This window comes from Alkanindiges illinoisensis DSM 15370 (assembly GCF_000619845.1).
GTDB classification, from domain to species: domain Bacteria; phylum Pseudomonadota; class Gammaproteobacteria; order Pseudomonadales; family Moraxellaceae; genus Alkanindiges; species Alkanindiges illinoisensis.
On the sequence record NZ_JHUX01000007.1, the window covers coordinates 168,899 to 186,561 of the forward strand.

At 48.0% G+C, this 17,663-nt stretch carries 14 protein-coding genes and 4 tRNA genes; 15 read left to right on the forward strand and 3 right to left on the reverse strand.

Going from position 1 to position 17,663, the window contains the following annotated elements:
* Positions 1-183: 183 nt before the first annotated feature.
* Entirely contained in the window at positions 184-1,362 is a 1,179-nt protein-coding gene (locus Q337_RS0111860) for a catalase family protein (protein ID WP_034280209.1), read from the reverse strand.
* A 294-nt stretch (positions 1,363-1,656) separates the two neighbouring features.
* Positions 1,657-2,079: a DsbC family protein gene (locus Q337_RS17630; RefSeq protein ID WP_051526834.1), complete on the reverse strand. Its 423-nt coding sequence runs from the start codon at positions 2,077-2,079 to the stop codon at positions 1,657-1,659.
* Positions 2,080-2,270: 191 nt separating this feature from the next.
* Here Q337_RS17630 and Q337_RS0111870 point away from each other — a divergent pair, with 191 nt between their 5' ends.
* Positions 2,271-2,975, forward strand: a complete 705-nt coding sequence (locus tag Q337_RS0111870; RefSeq protein ID WP_034280213.1) for a hypothetical protein — start codon at positions 2,271-2,273, stop codon at positions 2,973-2,975.
* Here the strand turns inward: Q337_RS0111870 and uvrA are convergent.
* On the reverse strand, positions 2,964-5,792 hold the full coding sequence (gene uvrA / locus Q337_RS0111875; RefSeq protein WP_026471775.1) for an excinuclease ABC subunit UvrA: 2,829 nt from the start codon (positions 5,790-5,792) through the stop codon (positions 2,964-2,966). The genes Q337_RS0111870 and uvrA overlap by 12 nt on opposite strands.
* A gap of 312 nt (positions 5,793-6,104) precedes the next feature.
* On the opposite strand from uvrA, the gene Q337_RS0111880 reads away from it, so the two are divergent.
* From Q337_RS0111880 to tuf, 14 genes are all read left to right on the forward strand, one after another.
* Positions 6,105-7,472: an MFS transporter gene (locus tag Q337_RS0111880; RefSeq protein ID WP_026471776.1), complete on the forward strand. Its 1,368-nt coding sequence runs from the start codon at positions 6,105-6,107 to the stop codon at positions 7,470-7,472.
* 50 nt (positions 7,473-7,522) lie between these two features.
* A complete protein-coding gene (gene ssb, locus Q337_RS0111885) occupies positions 7,523-8,056 on the forward strand; it encodes a single-stranded DNA-binding protein (protein WP_026471777.1) in 534 nt (177 codons plus the stop codon).
* A 111-nt stretch (positions 8,057-8,167) separates the two neighbouring features.
* Entirely contained in the window at positions 8,168-8,494 is a 327-nt protein-coding gene (locus Q337_RS0111890; RefSeq protein ID WP_026471778.1) for an H-NS histone family protein, read from the forward strand.
* A gap of 165 nt (positions 8,495-8,659) precedes the next feature.
* A complete protein-coding gene (gene gspN / locus Q337_RS0111895) occupies positions 8,660-9,403 on the forward strand; it encodes a type II secretion system protein N (protein ID WP_026471779.1) in 744 nt (247 codons plus the stop codon).
* A complete protein-coding gene (locus Q337_RS0111900; protein WP_034280217.1) occupies positions 9,403-10,227 on the forward strand; it encodes a type II secretion system protein N in 825 nt (274 codons plus the stop codon). The genes gspN and Q337_RS0111900 overlap by 1 nt, the downstream gene beginning before the upstream one ends.
* Before the next feature lie 83 nt (positions 10,228-10,310).
* Complete coding sequence (gene gspD / locus Q337_RS0111905) at positions 10,311-12,587, forward strand: type II secretion system secretin GspD (RefSeq protein WP_026471781.1); 2,277 nt, start codon at positions 10,311-10,313, stop codon at positions 12,585-12,587.
* 85 nt (positions 12,588-12,672) lie between these two features.
* Positions 12,673-13,227 (forward strand): FHA domain-containing protein, encoded by a 555-nt coding sequence (locus Q337_RS18405; protein ID WP_051526835.1) that lies wholly within the window; start codon positions 12,673-12,675, stop codon positions 13,225-13,227.
* Positions 13,228-13,338: 111 nt separating this feature from the next.
* Positions 13,339-14,049, forward strand: coding sequence for a phosphoglycolate phosphatase (locus Q337_RS0111915; RefSeq protein WP_026471782.1), 711 nt, complete (start codon positions 13,339-13,341; stop codon positions 14,047-14,049).
* Between the two features lie 210 nt (positions 14,050-14,259).
* Entirely contained in the window at positions 14,260-15,750 is a 1,491-nt protein-coding gene (gene trpE, locus Q337_RS0111920; protein WP_026471783.1) for an anthranilate synthase component I, read from the forward strand.
* A 92-nt stretch (positions 15,751-15,842) separates the two neighbouring features.
* Positions 15,843-15,918: transfer RNA gene (locus Q337_RS0111925), tRNA-Thr, on the forward strand.
* A 50-nt stretch (positions 15,919-15,968) separates the two neighbouring features.
* Positions 15,969-16,052 (forward strand) — tRNA-Tyr (locus Q337_RS0111930).
* Between the two features lie 23 nt (positions 16,053-16,075).
* Positions 16,076-16,151, forward strand: a tRNA-Gly gene (locus Q337_RS0111935).
* An 18-nt stretch (positions 16,152-16,169) separates the two neighbouring features.
* A tRNA-Thr gene (locus Q337_RS0111940) sits at positions 16,170-16,244 on the forward strand.
* A 247-nt stretch (positions 16,245-16,491) separates the two neighbouring features.
* Positions 16,492-17,663, forward strand: a 1,172-nt coding sequence (gene tuf / locus Q337_RS0111945) for an elongation factor Tu (protein WP_034280220.1), incomplete at its 3' end; no start/stop codon positions are given.

The following is a 17,663-nucleotide window of genomic DNA, read 5'->3' on the forward strand; positions in this document are numbered from 1 at the left end:
CGAGCAGAAGTTAGGCGGCGAATGGTAGCAAATAAATACGTAACACGCGATAAACTGTTTACTAAGGCAATGGTATTGAGCGAGGTATCTGCTTTTGTATAAGGCCCGCCAAAAGATATTTTCTACCTGTTTAGGTTTACTGACCTGACTGGTCTTTCCTTAGGTCAAGTAAAATTACTGTCATTATTCAGGTTCCTGACGAACTACAGAATTAGCCTGATGTCTGACCCGGCTGATATGGTCATAAATCACCTTACGCATCCGGTTGGTTGCGCCTAAAGGCCGATGCTCAGGTAGCGCATGCCAGGGTGAGAATGACAGGTTTTCACAAAACTGGTTTTGCGCTGGTGTGTCAAATGTTTGCTGTGGAATGGTCAGGGTTGCCACCTTATAAAATGGCGCATCACTTTCTTTCCATTCGGTCATCGAGTCTTCCACGGACAGCGCAGTAGACGTGCGCGGCTGCACCAGAAACTCCATGCACACATCAGCATTATTCAGGCTTTGCTTTAAGGCACCGCGCAAATAGTTGTGGTCTGGCTGTGCAGGAATGGCGTCCTGCTTGGCAATACAGGGCCGTACTGAATACTTCACGGCATTTCGGTTTGCACCTGTACCCAATTGATAAGGCACCATTGACCAGTAACGGGCTTGCAGCGGATTGGCAATTCTGGAACGGGTGGTTTGAAAGGCAATCTTGCTGCCTTTAAAGCCCAGTGAAAAAGGAATCTGGAGCTTTTTTAAAAAACCGCCATTAATATCTTTCATCAACGCCAGATAGCGCTCGGGTTCATTGGCAAAAAACACCGGATGGTTAATTAAAATAAAATCCTGCGTGCTGGCCTGTGCTTCATCTTCCAGTAGTTTTTGCCCCGGAACATTCATCACCTTAATGGCCATGCCGCGTGCATCGCGCTTGATGTCGGCACGATCCGGTTTTGGCGAGCCATTGGAAAACCGGATCCATGCTGGATAGCTGTGCCCCGGTTTAAACATGCCCTGACTTAACGACACAGGCAATTGATCTAGCACCTGAAATTGTGCCTTAACGCAGCCATGGGCTTTGGGGTGCACATCACGATGCGCCTGTCCCTGGCTATCGCGTTTACGGATCAGCTTTTCAAGCTCCATGCCAATTTGCTGGGCATAATCGGCTTCATGCGGATAAAGCATTTCACCCAGTTGCGCGTCGGCAACCGGATAGGGCAAGGGTGATGTGGGCGTTATTGCTTGGCTTGCCCCAGTTTCCAGTTTGTTTTCTGCTTCTATAGCAGCATAGCTTAGGCTACTGGCCATCAGGCTACAAAACGGTAAGGATAATATAAACGCTGAGTAAAATCGGACTTCCCTGCGTGTAAGCATTTTTCTTCTCCATATTGCTGTGTTCAGCTGCCCTGATTAATGTCTTTACAGGGGCATTTATTGTTGCAATATAAGTGAAAAACCTGAGCTAAGTTAAAAACTTACAGAATTGATGCATGAAACAACAAAAAGTCTTTTTAGATATTCATAAAAAACGACTCAAATTTAAGCTTGAGCCGTTAAGCAAAATGCCTTGAACCAGAAACGACTGGCAAAAATTTGTTGGTAGGTGAGCAGACTGCGACGTTTAATCAATAGTGTTGTAACAGCTGCTAGCCGCACTTTTTAGTCTATCTAATCCAGTAAAGGATCAATATCCTCAGCAGAAGCAGCGCCTGTTATTAATTTGCCGCTGGACAGTATCAGGGTGGGTGTGCCATTGACACCCAGCGCTTGACCAAGTTGCAGATTGGCTTCAACTGGAGTATCACAGTTTCCGGCATTGTCTGGCTTAAGCTGCTGGGTCAGATAATCACGCCAGGCGCTGGTCCGATCCGGCGAACACCATATTTTACGGGTAATTTGTTCTGCTTTTGGATGCAATTGCGTCAGGGGAAACGGAAAAACATGGATAGTGACATCGTCCAGTTTGGCCAGTTCAAGTTCCAGCCGTTGGCAATAAGGGCATTCAGGGTCACTAAACACGGCAAGTTGTCGTGAACCATTGCCTTGTTTAAATTCAATGGCATGTTGAAACGGTAGCTCATTAAAGTTCATGGCTGAGTACATCTTATTGGAAAAAGGAAGCATCAAGTAATAAGGAACGAGGCTAACATTGTCAAAACCTTAGGGTAATCTTTTGTTTTGAATTGTACGGGTTAATATCAGCACTCGGCACCGCATTAATGAAGTCATTAGTTTTAAATTTAAAAGCATTAACTTGCTTTTTTCTTTTCTAGAACATTGATATGGACAAAACTGAACAGCTAAAAATTTATGCTGAGCTACAGCAATATGGAACATTATGGCAGTGTATTGCTAAAGATTCGGGGGAACATCAAAAAGAAGATATTGAAAATGAAGCTTTGATTTTTGTTATTACAGAATGGAAAGTAGCAGTACTTGGTTCATTCGATATTAATAATGCAGAACACCGGAAATATTTGTACGGTGCAATGCATAAAAAGTTTGTTGAATATTCTGAGAAAAATATTAAGTACGCAGCAAGGATAGATCAACCATTGCGTAACAACCCAGATGCAACAACACACCCTATCTTGCTGCAAGCAAAAGCTTCGGATGCACATGAACCATTGCAGCAATTGCTTGATGCTGAGGACAATCTGATCACAGAGAAAATACAAATCAGGCAGATTGCAGAAAATAGCTTTTCAATGGTATTGGCATATATTGAATTGTTTGAAAGGCTTAAATCTAAAACAGACAAACATACTTATTTGAATATTGCGGCAGAGCTGAAAATGTCTTATTCATGGCTGCGTAAATGCTTAAATCGGGCTGATAAATTTTTGAAAACACAACCCTCTTTGTTTGATGGCATTGAAAGTGTACTTGTCACAGATAAATTAGAAAGCTGGCGCAAAGTTAAAATCATCAGAGATTCTAAATCGGCGCCAGTGGTTCTACATGCACAACTCAGCTTATTTCAATAAAGGCTTCAAAAACTGCCCTGTAAATGATTTTTTCACCTTCACTACTTCTTCCGGTGTCCCTTCGGCAATAATCAAGCCACCGCCAGAACCACCTTCCGGGCCCAAGTCCACAATCCAGTCTGCGGTTTTCACCACATCCAGATTGTGCTCAATCACCACAATACTATTGCCCTTGTCGCGCAGGTGATGCAGGATTTCCAGCAGCTTGGCAATATCATGGAAGTGCAGACCAGTGGTCGGCTCATCCAGAATATACAGCGTCTTGCCAGTATCCCGTTTGGCCAGTTCACGCGCCAGTTTCACCCGTTGCGCCTCACCACCGGATAGCGTCGTAGCTGCCTGACCCAAGCGAATATATCCCAACCCCACATGAATCAGGGTTTCCAGCTTGCGATGAATGGCCGGAATGGCAGAGAAAAACTCGGCAGCATCTTCCACCGTCATTTGCAGCACATCGGAAATATTCTTGCCCTTGTAGTTCACTTCCAGCGTTTCACGGTTGTAACGCTTGCCATGACAGGCATCACACGGCACATACATATCCGGCAAGAAATGCATGGCCACCTTGATCATACCGTCGCCTTCGCAGGCTTCACAACGTCCGCCTTTCACGTTAAAGCTAAAGCGTCCAGCCGCATAACCGCGAGCCTTGGCTTCCACCGTTTGCGCAAACAGTTCGCGAATCGGGGTAAACAATCCGGTATAAGTAGCCGGGTTAGAACGTGGGGTACGGCCAATCGGGCTTTGGTCAATATCGACCACCTTGTCCAGATGTTGTAAGCCATCAATAGTGTCAAATTTTTCCGGCGTGAGCGTACTGGCACCATTCAATTGTGTAGCTGCCAGTGGCAACAAAGTGCGGTTAATCAGCGTGGATTTACCTGAACCGGACACACCAGTAATACAGGTAAACAGGCCCAGCGGAATACTTAAATTCACCTTTTTCAGGTTATGACCACAGGCACCATTAAGATGCAGCATCTTGTCCGGCTGTGGCGCATTGCGCTGCTTCGGCACTTCAATTTTCAACCGACCCGACAGATACTGCCCAGTAAGGGAATCGCTATGCGCTTCAATTTCCTGAAACGTACCTTCGGCGATAATTTCGCCGCCATGTACGCCAGCACCCGGGCCAATATCAATAATATGGTCAGCGGCACGAATCGCGTCTTCATCATGCTCAACCACCAGTACGGTATTGCCCAGATCACGTAAACGGATCAGGGTTTTAAGCAGGCGGTCATTATCACGTTGGTGCAGACCAATGGATGGCTCATCCAATACATACATCACGCCCATCAAGCCCGCACCAATTTGTGAGGCCAGCCGGATACGCTGTGCTTCACCACCGGACAGGGTATCGGCAGAGCGCGACAGGCTCAGATAATTCAGGCCAACGCTCACCAGAAAATGCAGGCGCTCGCGGATTTCCTTGAAAATCTTGTCGGCAATTTCACCCTTGGCCCCTTCCAGTTTAAGCGATTGGTAATAGCTTTCTGCATCACCAATCGACATCTTGGTGACTTCAGGCAGAGTACAATTGACCACTTTCACGTTGCGTGCCAGTTCATTCAGGCGGGAGCCACCACAGGCATCACAGGCGGCATTGGACAAATACTGCGCCAGATCATCGCGTACCAGATTGCTTTCAGTTTCCCGGTAACGGCGATCCAGATAGGGTAGTACCCCTTCAAACACCATTACCCGATGCTGCTTGCGGCCACGTTCATCCACATAGGAAAAATCAATTTTTTCCTTACCCGAACCATTCAAGACAATGTTTTGCTGGTTTTTGGGCAAGGTGTGCCACGGCGCATTCATATCAATATCATAATGCGCTGACAGCTTGGTAATAAAACCAAAGTAATACGGACGCTGGCGATCCCAGCCTTTAATCGCGCCCTGATTCAGCGACAGTTCAGCATTGGGAATCAGTTTTTCGGCACTAAAGTGACTGCGTACACCCAAGCCATCACAGACCGGACAGGCACCAGAGGGATTGTTAAAGGAAAACAAGCGCGGTTCCAGTTCGGCCACTGCACGGTCACACTGGGGGCAACTGTGCTTGGCGGAAAACACCTGCTCAGGATGACTGCCATCCAGCCAGCTTAAGGTGGCAATATCACCACCCAGTCGCAGGGCAGTTTCAAATGATTCCGCCAGCCGGTTGCCCAAGTCTTCACGCACCTTGAAACGATCCACAATCACTTCAATGGTGTGTTTTTTCTTTTTGTCCAACGTTGGTGGTTCATCCAGCTCAATAATTTCACCATCCACGCGCGCGCGCACAAAACCCTGTCCCTGCAATTGTTCAAACAGGTGGGTATATTCACCCTTGCGCTCACGAACCACGGGCGCCAGCAACATTAGCGCTGCACCTTCAGGCAGGGCCTTAACGCTATCCACCATTTCAGACACGGTTTGTGCCACCATCGGCAAGTCATGTTCCGGGCAGTACGGTGTTCCCACGCGGGCATACAGCAGGCGCAGGTAATCGTAAATTTCGGTAATGGTGCCAACGGTGGAGCGCGGGTTATGGCTGGTGGATTTTTGTTCAATGGCAATCGCTGGTGACAAGCCTTCAATGCTGTCTACTTCCGGCTTTTCCATTTGCGACAAAAACTGCCGTGCGTAAGCCGACAGCGACTCCACATAGCGGCGCTGGCCTTCGGCATATAAGGTATCAAAAGCCAGTGACGATTTACCCGAGCCTGATAATCCGGTAATCACCACAAACTTATCACGCGGAATATCCAGCGAGATATTTTTTAGATTATGTGTTTTTGCACCACGAATACGAATTTCATTTTGGCTCATGTAAATCTCAGCTAATTGTGGATGAACAACGGTAACGCATGATCAAACGACTAAAAGGCAGTCCATCGCAGTCTGATGACCAGGACCTTCCGGCTACGCCATATACAGGTTAAAAGAATAATATTTAAGCCTAAATATGGTGATAATTTATGTAACTTCAAGTTGTCATCCCGTCGCCGTTACCAAAAAATTTTTTCAATCAGGCAGGGCTGTGCAAACGCAGCGGCTATGCAACAATCTGGCACATTAGTAAAATAAGCGTATACTGCTTAGCGTTTTCTATTGCATCATCCTTTACGGTTCAAAATTTTCATGAATGCCACAGAACGCCGCTCCACGTTTGCTTTAGGTAGTATCTTTGCCCTGCGCATGCTGGGCTTGTTCATGATCGTTCCGGTCTTTGCCATTGCAGGGCAGCAGTACAGTGGTGCGACCCCTGCATTGCTGGGTCTGGCTGTCGGTGTTTATGGCTTAAGCCAGGCTTTATTACAAATTCCCTTTAGCCTGTGGGCGGATTATGTATCGCGCCGTGGCCTGATTATTTTTGGCCTGATCCTGTTTGCGCTGGGTAATGCAATTGCTGCCATGTCTACCGAGATCTGGCAGGTGATTATTGGCCGTGCACTGGCAGGCGGCGGGGCAATTTCTGCGGTGGTGATGGCATTACTGGCCGATGTCACCCGTGAGGAACAGCGCAGCAAGGCCATGGCCATTATGGGCATGAGTATTGGCGCATCCTTCATGCTGGCTTTTATTATTGGCCCATTACTGACGGCACATATTGGTTTGTCCGGCTTATTCTGGTTTTCCAGCATTGCCGGTATTCTGGCAATTTTCCTGCTATTACTGGTGCCGCAGGTTTCGATTCAGCATAAACAGGCCAATGGTCATTATCGGGAAAAATTTAAACTGGTATTAAATAATGCCAACTTAAACCGCCTGCATATTTCCATTTTCATGCTGCATTTAATCATGACAGCATTGTTTGTTTTTATTCCAAGCCAGTTAGTTGAGTGGGCCGGTATTCCGGTAAATCATCATGGCTGGGTATATTTACCCCTATTATTAATCAGCTGCTTTTTTGCCTTTCCCAGTATTATTGTGGCCGAAAAAAAACAGCAAATGCGTTATATTTTTATGGCAGCGGTATTTTCCATTACTGCGGCATTAGTTGTTTTAAGCCTATTTTATACCACGCCATGGGGATTAATTTTAGGTCTGGCGCTGTTCTTTATTGCCTTTAATGTGATCGAAGCCCTATTGCCTTCATGGCTGTCCAAGATTGCCCTGCCTTCGGTAAAAGCTACGGCAATGGGTATCAATGCTTCCAGCCAGTTTCTGGGAGCGTTCTTTGGCGGTGTACTGGGCGGGCAGTTATTATCCAGCAGCAATACCACACTGGCCTGGGGCATTCTGGTTGCCCTGGCCACCATTTGGCTTGGCGTGAGCTGGTTTCTGGAGTCACCGCGCTACCTGTCTACTCTAACTGTTGACTTGCCATCAGATCAGATTAACCTGAGCAACTGGAGTGCTCAAATCCTTGAAGTACAAGGGGTTGAGGAAGTTGCTATCTTAAAACAGCAGGGCATTGCCTACATTAAAGTAGACCCAAAAGACCTGAATGATGAGGCGCGACAAAAGCTGTCGCTATTGGTGAATCAACCTGTAGCCTTTTCATAAAGACTAGTTTACAGTCAGCATATCAAAAAATTAAACATGAGGAATAATCCATGCGTGGTGTAAATAAAGTCATTCTTGTTGGCACTCTGGGCCGTGATCCTGAAACCAAAAGCTTTCCAAACGGTGGTTCACTCACACAGTTTTCCATTGCTACCAGTGAAAGCTGGACGGATAAAAACACAGGCGAACGTCAGGAAATTACTGAATGGCACCGCATCGTATTAAATAACCGTCTGGGTGAAGTGGCTCAGCAGTATTTAAAGAAGGGCAGCAAGGTTTATATTGAAGGCAGCCTGCGTACCCGCAAGTGGACTGATAAAGATGGTCAGGAACGCTTTACTACTGAGATCCGTGGTGATTCCATGCAAATGCTGGATGGCCCGCGTGGTGGTCAGGGTGAAGGCAGCCAGAATATGGACTATGCACCCTATAGCGCCCGTTCTGGTAATGGCCAGTCTGGTAATAATTATTCGGGCAATAATCAGTCCGGTGATAATCAATATTCATCAGGTCAGGGCAGAAATACTGGGGCAACCAGCAGCCCGCAATATAATACCGATCTGGATGATGATTTACCGTTCTAATCCTTATTCCTATAAACTTTAAAGAATAAGGTGACACACTCTCACGATTATAATATGATCAGCCCATATTGTTTAATATAACAATGGTTATTTATATTCGTGGGAGTGGTAATGAAACCTGATATTAGTAGTTTATCAGTTGCTGAACTGAAAAAACTGACCGATGAAGCCGAAGCACTAATCGAGTCAAAAAAAGAACAAGAGCTTGATGCAGCGTATGACAGAATTATAGAAATTGCTGCGTCTGTGGGTGTAACACTGGAAGAACTGGTTGCCCGGGGTAACAAGTCCAGCAAGAGTACAAACCGCAAGCCCGTTGCACCTCGCTATCGCAATCCGGAAAACCAGCAGGAAACCTGGACTGGCCGTGGCAAGCAACCACGCTGGCTGGCCGCTAAACTGACCGATGGCGCCAAGCTGGATGATTTCTTGATTTAAAGCTTCTTAAAAAAACGCAAGCCAGTGGTGTGCTTTGATATTACTGGCTTAAAGCGTGATGAAAACTTAATATAAAACGCTTTTCGTTTGCAGCAGTTTTGCGCATAATGAGCCATCATGCAGGCACATGGCCACTGGTTAAAACAAATGATGGTATTTTAACAAATGACAGTAAAACAGCCGGGGAAGGGCTGGTGGGTCTTTGCAGTTTCTCTATTGCTTTTATTCATTGTATTGCAGCTACCAGCAGCCTGGATCATTGCACGTGTTTCCCCCAATAACCCCTATATTGACAGCATCAGTGGCAGCATCTGGCAGGGTCAGGCTGACTGGCACATTGAGCAGGTGCAGGGTGTGGTTTCATGGAAATTGCGCCCGTGGTCACTGCTATTGTTAAGAGTAGGCGCTGACGTTGAGCTGAGAACTGGTGATACCCGTCTGGATGGTAAAATGGCAGTGGGTTTTAACCAGCGTCGCATCGAGCAGTTTAATGGACAAATCAGCACCCAAACTTTAAGCAGCCTGTTTCCGTGGCAGTGGCCCAATAATCCAATCCAGTTACGTGATCTCAAGGTGATTTATCACAAGCAGCAGGGCTGGGAGGATGCCGAAGGGCAAATGAACTGGGCCGGTGGCATGCTGGGTTATCCTTTTGAAGGGCACATTGAACGTGCGAATCTGCCGCCACTGGTGGCTCACTTAAGTGCACCGCAGGGCAGATTGCAACTTAACCTGACTACCGGACAAAACGAACGCATGGGTGATATTTACTTGTCCAAGGATCAAATGCTGGAAGTTCAGTTAACCCAGCGCTTATTGCTGACTGTTGCAGGCTACCGGGGACAGGCCGGACTGGATACCGCTGTCGTGTCGACCCGTCAGCCCCTATCGAGTTTGCGAGCGCCATAATGCGTCAGTATTTTTCACTTAAAACGCTGGATCAAACCGCACCGTGGCTCTTGTTTGTTTTAATTGTCTGGCTATGCTGGAAACTGGCTGCCCTGATCTGGCTGGTACTGGCGCCGCCACAGCCGCCAGTTGCGCGTGACATTCCGCTCAGCTATAACCAGTCCACGCAAGTGCCCAACATTAGTGGTTTTTCTTTGTTTAAGGAAAACCGGGTGGATTTACCCTCTGGGCAAAGCCCTGAAGCGCAGATCCCGCTGAAGCTGGAAGGAATTTTTCTGGGCAGGCCAGCGCGCAATTCAGCGGCGGTGATTCGTGCCAATAACATTTCTAACCGCTACCGTATTGGCCAGCAGATTGAAGGCACCAGCCAGCGTCTTGTTGCTGTGGCCTGGGATCATGTCACACTGGGCTATGCAGATGGCCGTGAAGCAACTCTGTATTTTGGAGATGAAGGCGCAATGGCTTCCGGGCCGGCTGTTACTTCCACAGCAGCAGCGTTGAATAATCCTGTTAATCAGGCTCAGCAAGCCCAGAATGCGCTGGGTGATGCCATTCAGCAGTTGCAAAGTAATCCCAGTGGCTATTTAAGCCAAATGGGCGTACAGCCCACCAGTCAGGGTTATGAAGTTTCAGCAACCGCACCTGCTGAAATCCGCAATAAGCTAGGCTTGCGTCCGGGCGACCGTATTGTGTCACTTAATGGCCGGCCACTGGGACAAATCCAGAATGATATCCGGGCGCTGCAACAAATTCAGCAGCAGCGCAATGCACAAATTGAAATCCGTCGTGGTGAGCAAACCATGACCATTCAACAAAGTTTTTAATGCCTCGGTAGGTCAGCACAATGCAACGCAATCGTGTCCACGTCTCCGGGCTTGTCAGAATTTGAAAAGGATGTAGGCAACACATGGCAAACTTTGCTCATAAACGCTCTGCTTATGGTGTGTTCATGGCGTTACCATTACTGGCTGCGCTGGCATTTCCAGCCAATGCCCAGACATGGAAAATCAATCTGCGCGATGCCGACCTGACGGCTTTTGTGAATGAAGTCGCGGATATCACGGGCAAGAACTTTGCTGTTGACCCCCGGGTAAAGGGCACGGTCACCGTGATTTCCAATAAGGCATTAACACGTGATCAGGTTTATGACCTGTTTCTGGGCGTATTGAATGTTAATGGCGTGGTGGCAGTTCCTTCAGGTAATACTATCAAGCTGGTGCCTGATACCAATGCCCGCAGTAGCGGTACACCATTTGACAGCCGCAACCGCATTCGGGGTGAACTGGTTGTTACCCGGGTCATCTGGCTTGAAAATACCAATCCCAGCGACATAATTCCGGCTATTCGTCCGTTAATGCCGCAATATGCCCATCTGGCGGCTATTCCCGGCACCAATGCGTTGATTGTGTCTGATCGTGCCGAAAATATTGAGCAAATTGAAAAGCTGGTGCGCACGCTGGATGGAACCGGTGATGATGACATGGAAGCAATTCCCCTGCGCAATAGTCAGGCCGAAGAAATCATTGGGCTGGTTGATGCCATGAGTGCTACTGGGACATCACGCGATGTGCGGGGTTCGCGGATACGCCTGATTTCTGATGCACGCAGCAACCGCCTGCTGGTTAAGGGCGATGCGGCAAGCCGCAAGCGTATTCGTGAACTGGTACAAATGCTGGATGTCGCCCCTGCGGATCGTCTGGGTGGCCTGCGGGTATTTCGCCTAAGACATGCCAGTGCCAAGAATCTGGCGCAAATGCTGCAAGGTCTGGTGACTGGCCAAAATACCAGTTCCAGCAGTAATTCTACTTCTAGCAACAATAGTTCATTTAGCAATAGCAGCAACAATACAACGACGGGGACCACCAGCAATACGGGCAGCAGTAGCTCATTGGGTAATGGCGCCAGCGTGAACCTGACTAGCTTGGGTAGCAATGGCAACAGTAATAACAATCAATTAAGCACCTTTAGTGCAGGCGGGATCAGCATTATTGCCGATGAAACCCAAAATGCCCTGATTGTGAAAGCTGAGCCGGCATTAATGCGTGAAATTGAATCCGCCATTGATCAGCTGGATTCACGTCGCTCACAGGTGCTGATTGAAGCAGCCATCGTGGAAGTATCTGGCTCAACTGGTGAACAACTGGGTATTCAATGGGCACTGGGTGATTTAACCAGTGGTGTGGGGTTAATTAACTTCACCAATGCAGGGGCAAGTCTGGCAAGTATTGGTGCTGCAGTGGCGGCTGGGGGTACGACAGCAGCCACTGCAGCCAACAGTTTAAAAGGCGTAGCACTAGCTCTGGGTGATGTTCGAGAGAAAAATGGCAAGACTAATTTTTATGGTGCATTGATTCAGGCACTGGACAGTAACTCCAAGGCCAATTTATTGTCGGTTCCTTCAGTACTTACGCTAGATAATGAAGAAGCGCATATTGTAGTTGGCCAGAACGTGCCCTTTATTACTGGTTCTACCACGCTCACCAGCGGCGGTACAACTTCACCTTATCAAACTGTTGAACGCAAGGATGTGGGTTTAACCTTAAAGGTAATTCCGCATATTGGCGATGGCGGTACCATTCGTCTGGAAGTCGAACAGGAAGTATCAGCTGTAGTCCCTAATTCGGTTAGTACAACTGATATCACTACCACCAAACGCTTGATTAAAACTGCAATTCTTGCTGAAGACCAGCAAACCATTGTACTGGGGGGCTTGATTCAGGATGATGCAACAGATAGTACCCAAGCAGTGCCCGGTCTTAGCAAAATTCCGGTAGTGGGTCGTCTTTTCCGTTCTGATAGTGGTACCCGTGAAAAGCGCAACCTGTTGGTGTTTTTGCATCCTACCATTATCCGTGATGGCCAGTCTGTCAATGACCTGACTCAAAAACGCTATGGTCAGGTGCGCGGCCTGCAACTCATTCTGGATCCCAATGGCAATATCACCCGTTTGCCTGAGCAAATTGACCGGATCTATGGCGATAGCACCACGGACGCCAGCACCAATCCCAGCATGAACACTATTGATAAAACCCCAGTGGCTGTTCAGCGTGCAGTTACAACACCCGTGATAAATCCACCTGTTGTTGTGGTGCAGCCTATGGTAGATGTAAAGCCGATAACACCAGTCACCAATACCACGCGTGATGGAAATACCGTCATTCAAACCACCATTCGTTCAGAATGATGTCTATTCGACATTGGTGTTATGGCAGAATTAAAGCAGTATGAAATAGTTGCATCTTTTCGTTTTATAGCCTTGAGGAAACACTATGGCCTGGAAAATTAAAGCCGTTGCCGGCCCATTTGTTGGACAGGAAATCATTATTGATCAGGACAGGATTATTGGCCGTGATCAAAGTGTGGATATTGTGCTTCAGGGTGGCCATGTGTCACGCCGGCATGCTGAGCTGTCGGTACGCGATAATAACTTATGGCTTAAAGACTTAAAGTCCTCCAACGGAACCTTTGTCAATGGCGCGCGCATTGATGAGCAGCAACTGCATGAAAATGATGAATTCCAGATCGATGTGGTGCGTTTTCTGGTATTAAACACGCTGCATGATGCCTTACGTGGAAAAACTACGGAATCAGTAGTACTCACTGATGAAGGTCGTCCTGCACAGGTTTCCATTCCAAAACCAGCGCCTATACCTTCGGTTACGCCTACCATTCAGGCGCAAGCAGCGCCGTCAGCAGTACAGACTAATTCTTCTGTACCGCAGCCTGCCCCCAAATCAGGCATTAAAAATACCCTGCCAGCAGCACTGGCTATGGCGATTCTGATTTTACTGGTGCTTATTTCAATCTGGTATTTTATTGGTTAAAGCCAGTAATGATGATTTAAAGCCTGCTTGTTATGCTTGCTAATAGGCCGCTAGGCAGCAGGTTTTTAGTACCCAGTTACGCCCACGCTTAAAATAACTCTAAGGTGTGTCATGAAACTTGCTGAACTTCGAGACTTACGCGCTGTATTTTTTGATCTGGACGGCACGCTGGTTGACTCTGCCATTGATATTTACCATGCCATGAATGCAGCGCTAGCCACGCTTGGCCGGCCTGCTGTTAGCGAAGCACAGGTGCGCTGCTGGGTAGGTCGTGGTGCCCCACAACTGGCCTATTGTGTAATCAAGCACCAGCATGAGCAGGGGATTACTACAACAGTACATGGCTCACGGCCACAGGCGCATGATTCATTGCAGGAACAGCAGCACCAGTTGCTTGAAGCGTTTTTAAATCATTATGAACGGCATGTTTGTGTGGAAAGCCGGATTTATGCGGGGGTTGAAGCTTTTATTCAGGCTTGCCAGAATCAAAACCTGAAGCTGGCCTGTATTACCAATAAGCCCTATCAGCCTGCCCATGACCTGCTGCAAGCCCTTGATTTGCTGTCGCCCTTCCACTTGCTGCTGGGTGGCGATAGCGTCACCCATAAAAAGCCGCATCCAATGAGCCTGCAACATGCGCTGCATTGTTTTGAGCTTGAGCCGCATCAGGCCCTGATGATTGGCGATTCACGCAACGATGTGGAAGCTGCCCATGCCGCTGGCATGCAATGTGTTGCACTGACTTATGGTTATAATCACGGTGAACCTGTTGCTGACTGCAATCCTGATCTAGTACTTGATTCGCTGCAACAATTGCTTTAGCGTTACACTTTACCTGTCACACTGTTTCGAGTTTTCTATGTGCTTTTATAGCTCAATGTCTGTTTATTGCTGCTCACGCTGGCGTCACTCATAACAATAATGTCCGGTTTTACTAAATACCGGTAAGTCTTCGGCCTGAATTTTTGTCTAGTTTTTACTGAAATGCAGGCGCGCCGTTTGAATAATAAATGCAAGTGTGGTGAGAACAGCATGATTGATCAGCAGCAATTTGAGCAATTTAAAGCAGCAGGGTTTAACTATATTCCGGTTTTTCGCCGTCGTCTGGCCGATACGGATACGCCGCTATCGGTTTTTGCCCGTTTACGTCAGCACCAGCTGGCTTATTTGTTTGAATCCGTGGAGGGTGGCGAGCAATGGGCACGCTTTTCCATGATTGGCGTGGGGCAGGATGCAGTCTTAGAGTGTAACAATGGCATCATGCAATTGCAGCAAAATGGCCAGTTGCAACGATTTTCCTGTGCAGATCCATTTGCCTATATCCAGCAGTTTCAAAGCCAGTTTAAGGTGCCCGGTGCTGACCTGATTCCAGCATTACCGGTGTTTACAGGTGGTTTGGTCGGCTATTTTGGCTACGATGCAGTACGCTACATTGAACCCCGGCTTAAAAATCCGCCTGCGAATGACGTGCTGGGCTTGCCCGACATCTGGCTGATGCTGTCCAGAACCGTGGTGGTATTTGATAATTTAAGTGACACCCTGTTTTTGATTACTCATGCCGATACCCAAGAAGAAAATGCTTTTGAGCAGGCTTGCCAGCGGCTGGATGAACTGGAGCAATTACTGGCTCAGCCCATCAGCCTGCAAGCCAAGCCACATACCGCGCCCATATTTACTTCTTTAACCGGACAGGACAATTACCTGAACACAGTTGATGCCGTGAAGGAGTATATTCGCGCCGGTGACGTGATGCAGGTGGTACCTGGTCACCGTATGGTGTCAGACTTTGATGGCGATCCGCTGTCGGTTTATCGGGCCTTGCGGCACTTAAACCCTTCCCCTTATTTGTTCATGGTGCAGGGCAGTACACTAGCTGATCAAAATCCCTTTTACCTGATTGGTTCCTCACCTGAAATCCTGTCAAGACTGGAAAATGGCATTGCCACTGTGCGGCCACTGGCAGGTACGCGGCCCCGTGGTAAAACCCATAGTGAAGATCTTGCACTAGAGCAGGATTTGCTCAGTGACACCAAGGAAATTGCCGAGCACCTTATGCTCATTGATCTGGGCCGTAACGATGTAGGACGGGTTAGTAAAATTGGCAAGGTAAGGGTCACCGAGCGCATGGTAATTGAGCGTTACTCGCATGTGATGCATATCGTGTCCAATGTTGAAGGCGATGTGCGCGATGATGTCACTGCCATGGACGTGTTTAAAGCTACTTTTCCAGCAGGCACATTATCCGGTGCTCCAAAAATCCGTGCCATGGAAATCATTGATGAGGTAGAACCCGTCAAACGTGGTGTATTTGGTGGTGCTGTGGGCTATCTGGGCTGGCATGGTGAAATGGATACCGCCATTGCGATCCGTACTGCAGTAATTCGTGATCAGCAAGTGCAAGTGCAGGCGGGTGCAGGGCTGGTTGCCGACTCAGTACCGCAAGCAGAATGGAACGAAACCCTGATAAAAGCTCGCGCAGTGATCAAAGCGGTTGAATTATCGGCAAACGGACTGGATATTTAAGCTTTTTTTGCAAAAAATTCAAAAAAGCACTTGTGTCACCCTTTGTTTTTGTTAAACTGCTGTCCGCTTCACTTGATGCGCTAAAACGTAACGCCGACATAGCTCAGTTGGTAGAGCAACTGACTTGTAATCAGTAGGTCCCCAGTTCGAATCCGGGTGTCGGCACCAGTTTTAAGAAAGCTAAAATCAGGTAGGCGATGTGTGAACTAACACACAGCGGTGGGATTGGGGAGCGGTCAAACCCAACAGACTGTAACTCTGTCGCGAAAGCTTCGAAGGTTCGAATCCTTCTCCCACCACCATATTTTGTAATTCACCCTCAAGTGCGGGAGTAGCTCAGTTGGTAGAGCGTCAGCCTTCCAAGCTGAATGTCGCGAGTTCGACCCTCGTCTCCCGCTCCAAGTGAATACAGATTTTCAGCTCTTATAGCTCAGTGGTAGAGCACTCCCTTGGTAAGGGAGAGGTCTCCAGTTCAAATCTGGATAAGAGCTCCAGATATTGTACCAGATGGTATAGCAAGTTCTGTGGTTGTAAGTGCCACAAAGGCAGGCATTAAAGCCTGCCTAAATTATTGTGTTGGTGTTCAGTGCGTGCTTTAATAGGCGGCTGAGCAAATCAGGTCATCAGACCAAGCGTCGTAGACTAAGTTTACTTATCTTAGACAGGCTTACAGGTCGTAGACTACGTTTAATAATAGTGTGCGGATGTCAAAGGCATTCGACGTGGACGAGGAATGACATCATGGCAAAGGCCAAGTTTGAACGTAACAAGCCGCACGTAAACGTCGGCACCATTGGTCACGTTGACCATGGCAAAACCACACTGACTGCGGCAATCAGCCTAAACTGTGCCAAAGCATACGGTGGCGATGTAAAAGCACTGTCTGAAATTGACTCTGCGCCAGAAGAAAAAGCGCGTGGTATTACCATCAACACCGCACACGTTGAATACGATTCTCCAACCCGTCACTATGCACACGTTGACTGCCCAGGCCACGCTGACTATGTTAAAAACATGATCACCGGTGCTGCCCAGATGGACGGCGCGATTTTGGTATGTTCTGCAACTGACGGCCCAATGCCACAGACCCGCGAACACATCCTGCTGTCCCGTCAGGTTGGTGTACCGTACATCGTGGTATTTTTGAACAAGTGCGACATCGTTGATGACGAAGAGCTGATCGAACTGGTTGAAATGGAAGTTCGTGACCTGCTGTCCAAATACGACTTCCCAGGTGATGACACCCCAATCATCCGTGGTTCTGCACTGCAAGCCCTGAATGGTGAAGATGGCCAGTATGGTGTTCCAGCTGTTCTGAAACTGGTTGAAACCCTGGACTCTTACATTCCTGAGCCAGAGCGTGCAATCGACAAAGCATTCCTGCTGCCAATTGAAGACGTATTCTCAATCTCTGGTCGCGGTACTGTAGTGACTGGCCGTGTTGAATCAGGCATTATCAAGGTTGGTGAAGAAGTTGAAATCGTGGGTATCAAAGATACCGTGAAGACAACCGTGACTGGCGTTGAAATGTTCCGTAAGCTGCTGGACGAAGGTCGTGCAGGCGAGAACTGTGGTGTACTGCTACGTGGTACCAAGCGTGAAGACGTACAGCGTGGTCAGGTACTGGCCAAGCCAGGTTCCATCAAGCCACACAGCAAGTTTGAAGCTGAAGTGTACGTACTGTCCAAGGATGAAGGTGGTCGTCACACTCCATTCTTAAACGGCTACCGTCCTCAGTTCTATTTCCGTACTACTGACGTAACTGGTGCCATCCAGTTGCCAGAAGGCGTGGAAATGGTTATGCCAGGTGACAACGTACAGATGTCTGTTGAGCTGATCCACCCGATCGCCATGGACCAAGGTCTGCGCTTTGCAATCCGTGAAGGTGGCCGTACTGTAGGCGCCGGTGTTGT

Bases quoted from the DNA above. Each gene is read 5' to 3' on its own strand.
- Q337_RS0111860 (WP_034280209.1), bottom strand. From the start codon at position 1,362: ATGCTTACACGCAGGGAAGTCCGATTTTACTCAGCGTTTATATTATCC.
- Q337_RS17630 (WP_051526834.1), bottom strand. From the start codon at position 2,079: ATGAACTTTAATGAGCTACCGTTTCAACATGCCATTGAATTTAAACAA.
- Q337_RS0111870 (WP_034280213.1), top strand. From the start codon at position 2,271: ATGGACAAAACTGAACAGCTAAAAATTTATGCTGAGCTACAGCAATAT.
- uvrA (WP_026471775.1), bottom strand. From the start codon at position 5,792: ATGAGCCAAAATGAAATTCGTATTCGTGGTGCAAAAACACATAATCTA.
- Q337_RS0111880 (WP_026471776.1), top strand. From the start codon at position 6,105: ATGAATGCCACAGAACGCCGCTCCACGTTTGCTTTAGGTAGTATCTTT.
- ssb (WP_026471777.1), top strand. From the start codon at position 7,523: ATGCGTGGTGTAAATAAAGTCATTCTTGTTGGCACTCTGGGCCGTGAT.
- Q337_RS0111890 (WP_026471778.1), top strand. From the start codon at position 8,168: ATGAAACCTGATATTAGTAGTTTATCAGTTGCTGAACTGAAAAAACTG.
- gspN (WP_026471779.1), top strand. From the start codon at position 8,660: ATGACAGTAAAACAGCCGGGGAAGGGCTGGTGGGTCTTTGCAGTTTCT.
- Q337_RS0111900 (WP_034280217.1), top strand. From the start codon at position 9,403: ATGCGTCAGTATTTTTCACTTAAAACGCTGGATCAAACCGCACCGTGG.
- gspD (WP_026471781.1), top strand. From the start codon at position 10,311: ATGGCAAACTTTGCTCATAAACGCTCTGCTTATGGTGTGTTCATGGCG.
- Q337_RS18405 (WP_051526835.1), top strand. From the start codon at position 12,673: ATGGCCTGGAAAATTAAAGCCGTTGCCGGCCCATTTGTTGGACAGGAA.
- Q337_RS0111915 (WP_026471782.1), top strand. From the start codon at position 13,339: ATGAAACTTGCTGAACTTCGAGACTTACGCGCTGTATTTTTTGATCTG.
- trpE (WP_026471783.1), top strand. From the start codon at position 14,260: ATGATTGATCAGCAGCAATTTGAGCAATTTAAAGCAGCAGGGTTTAAC.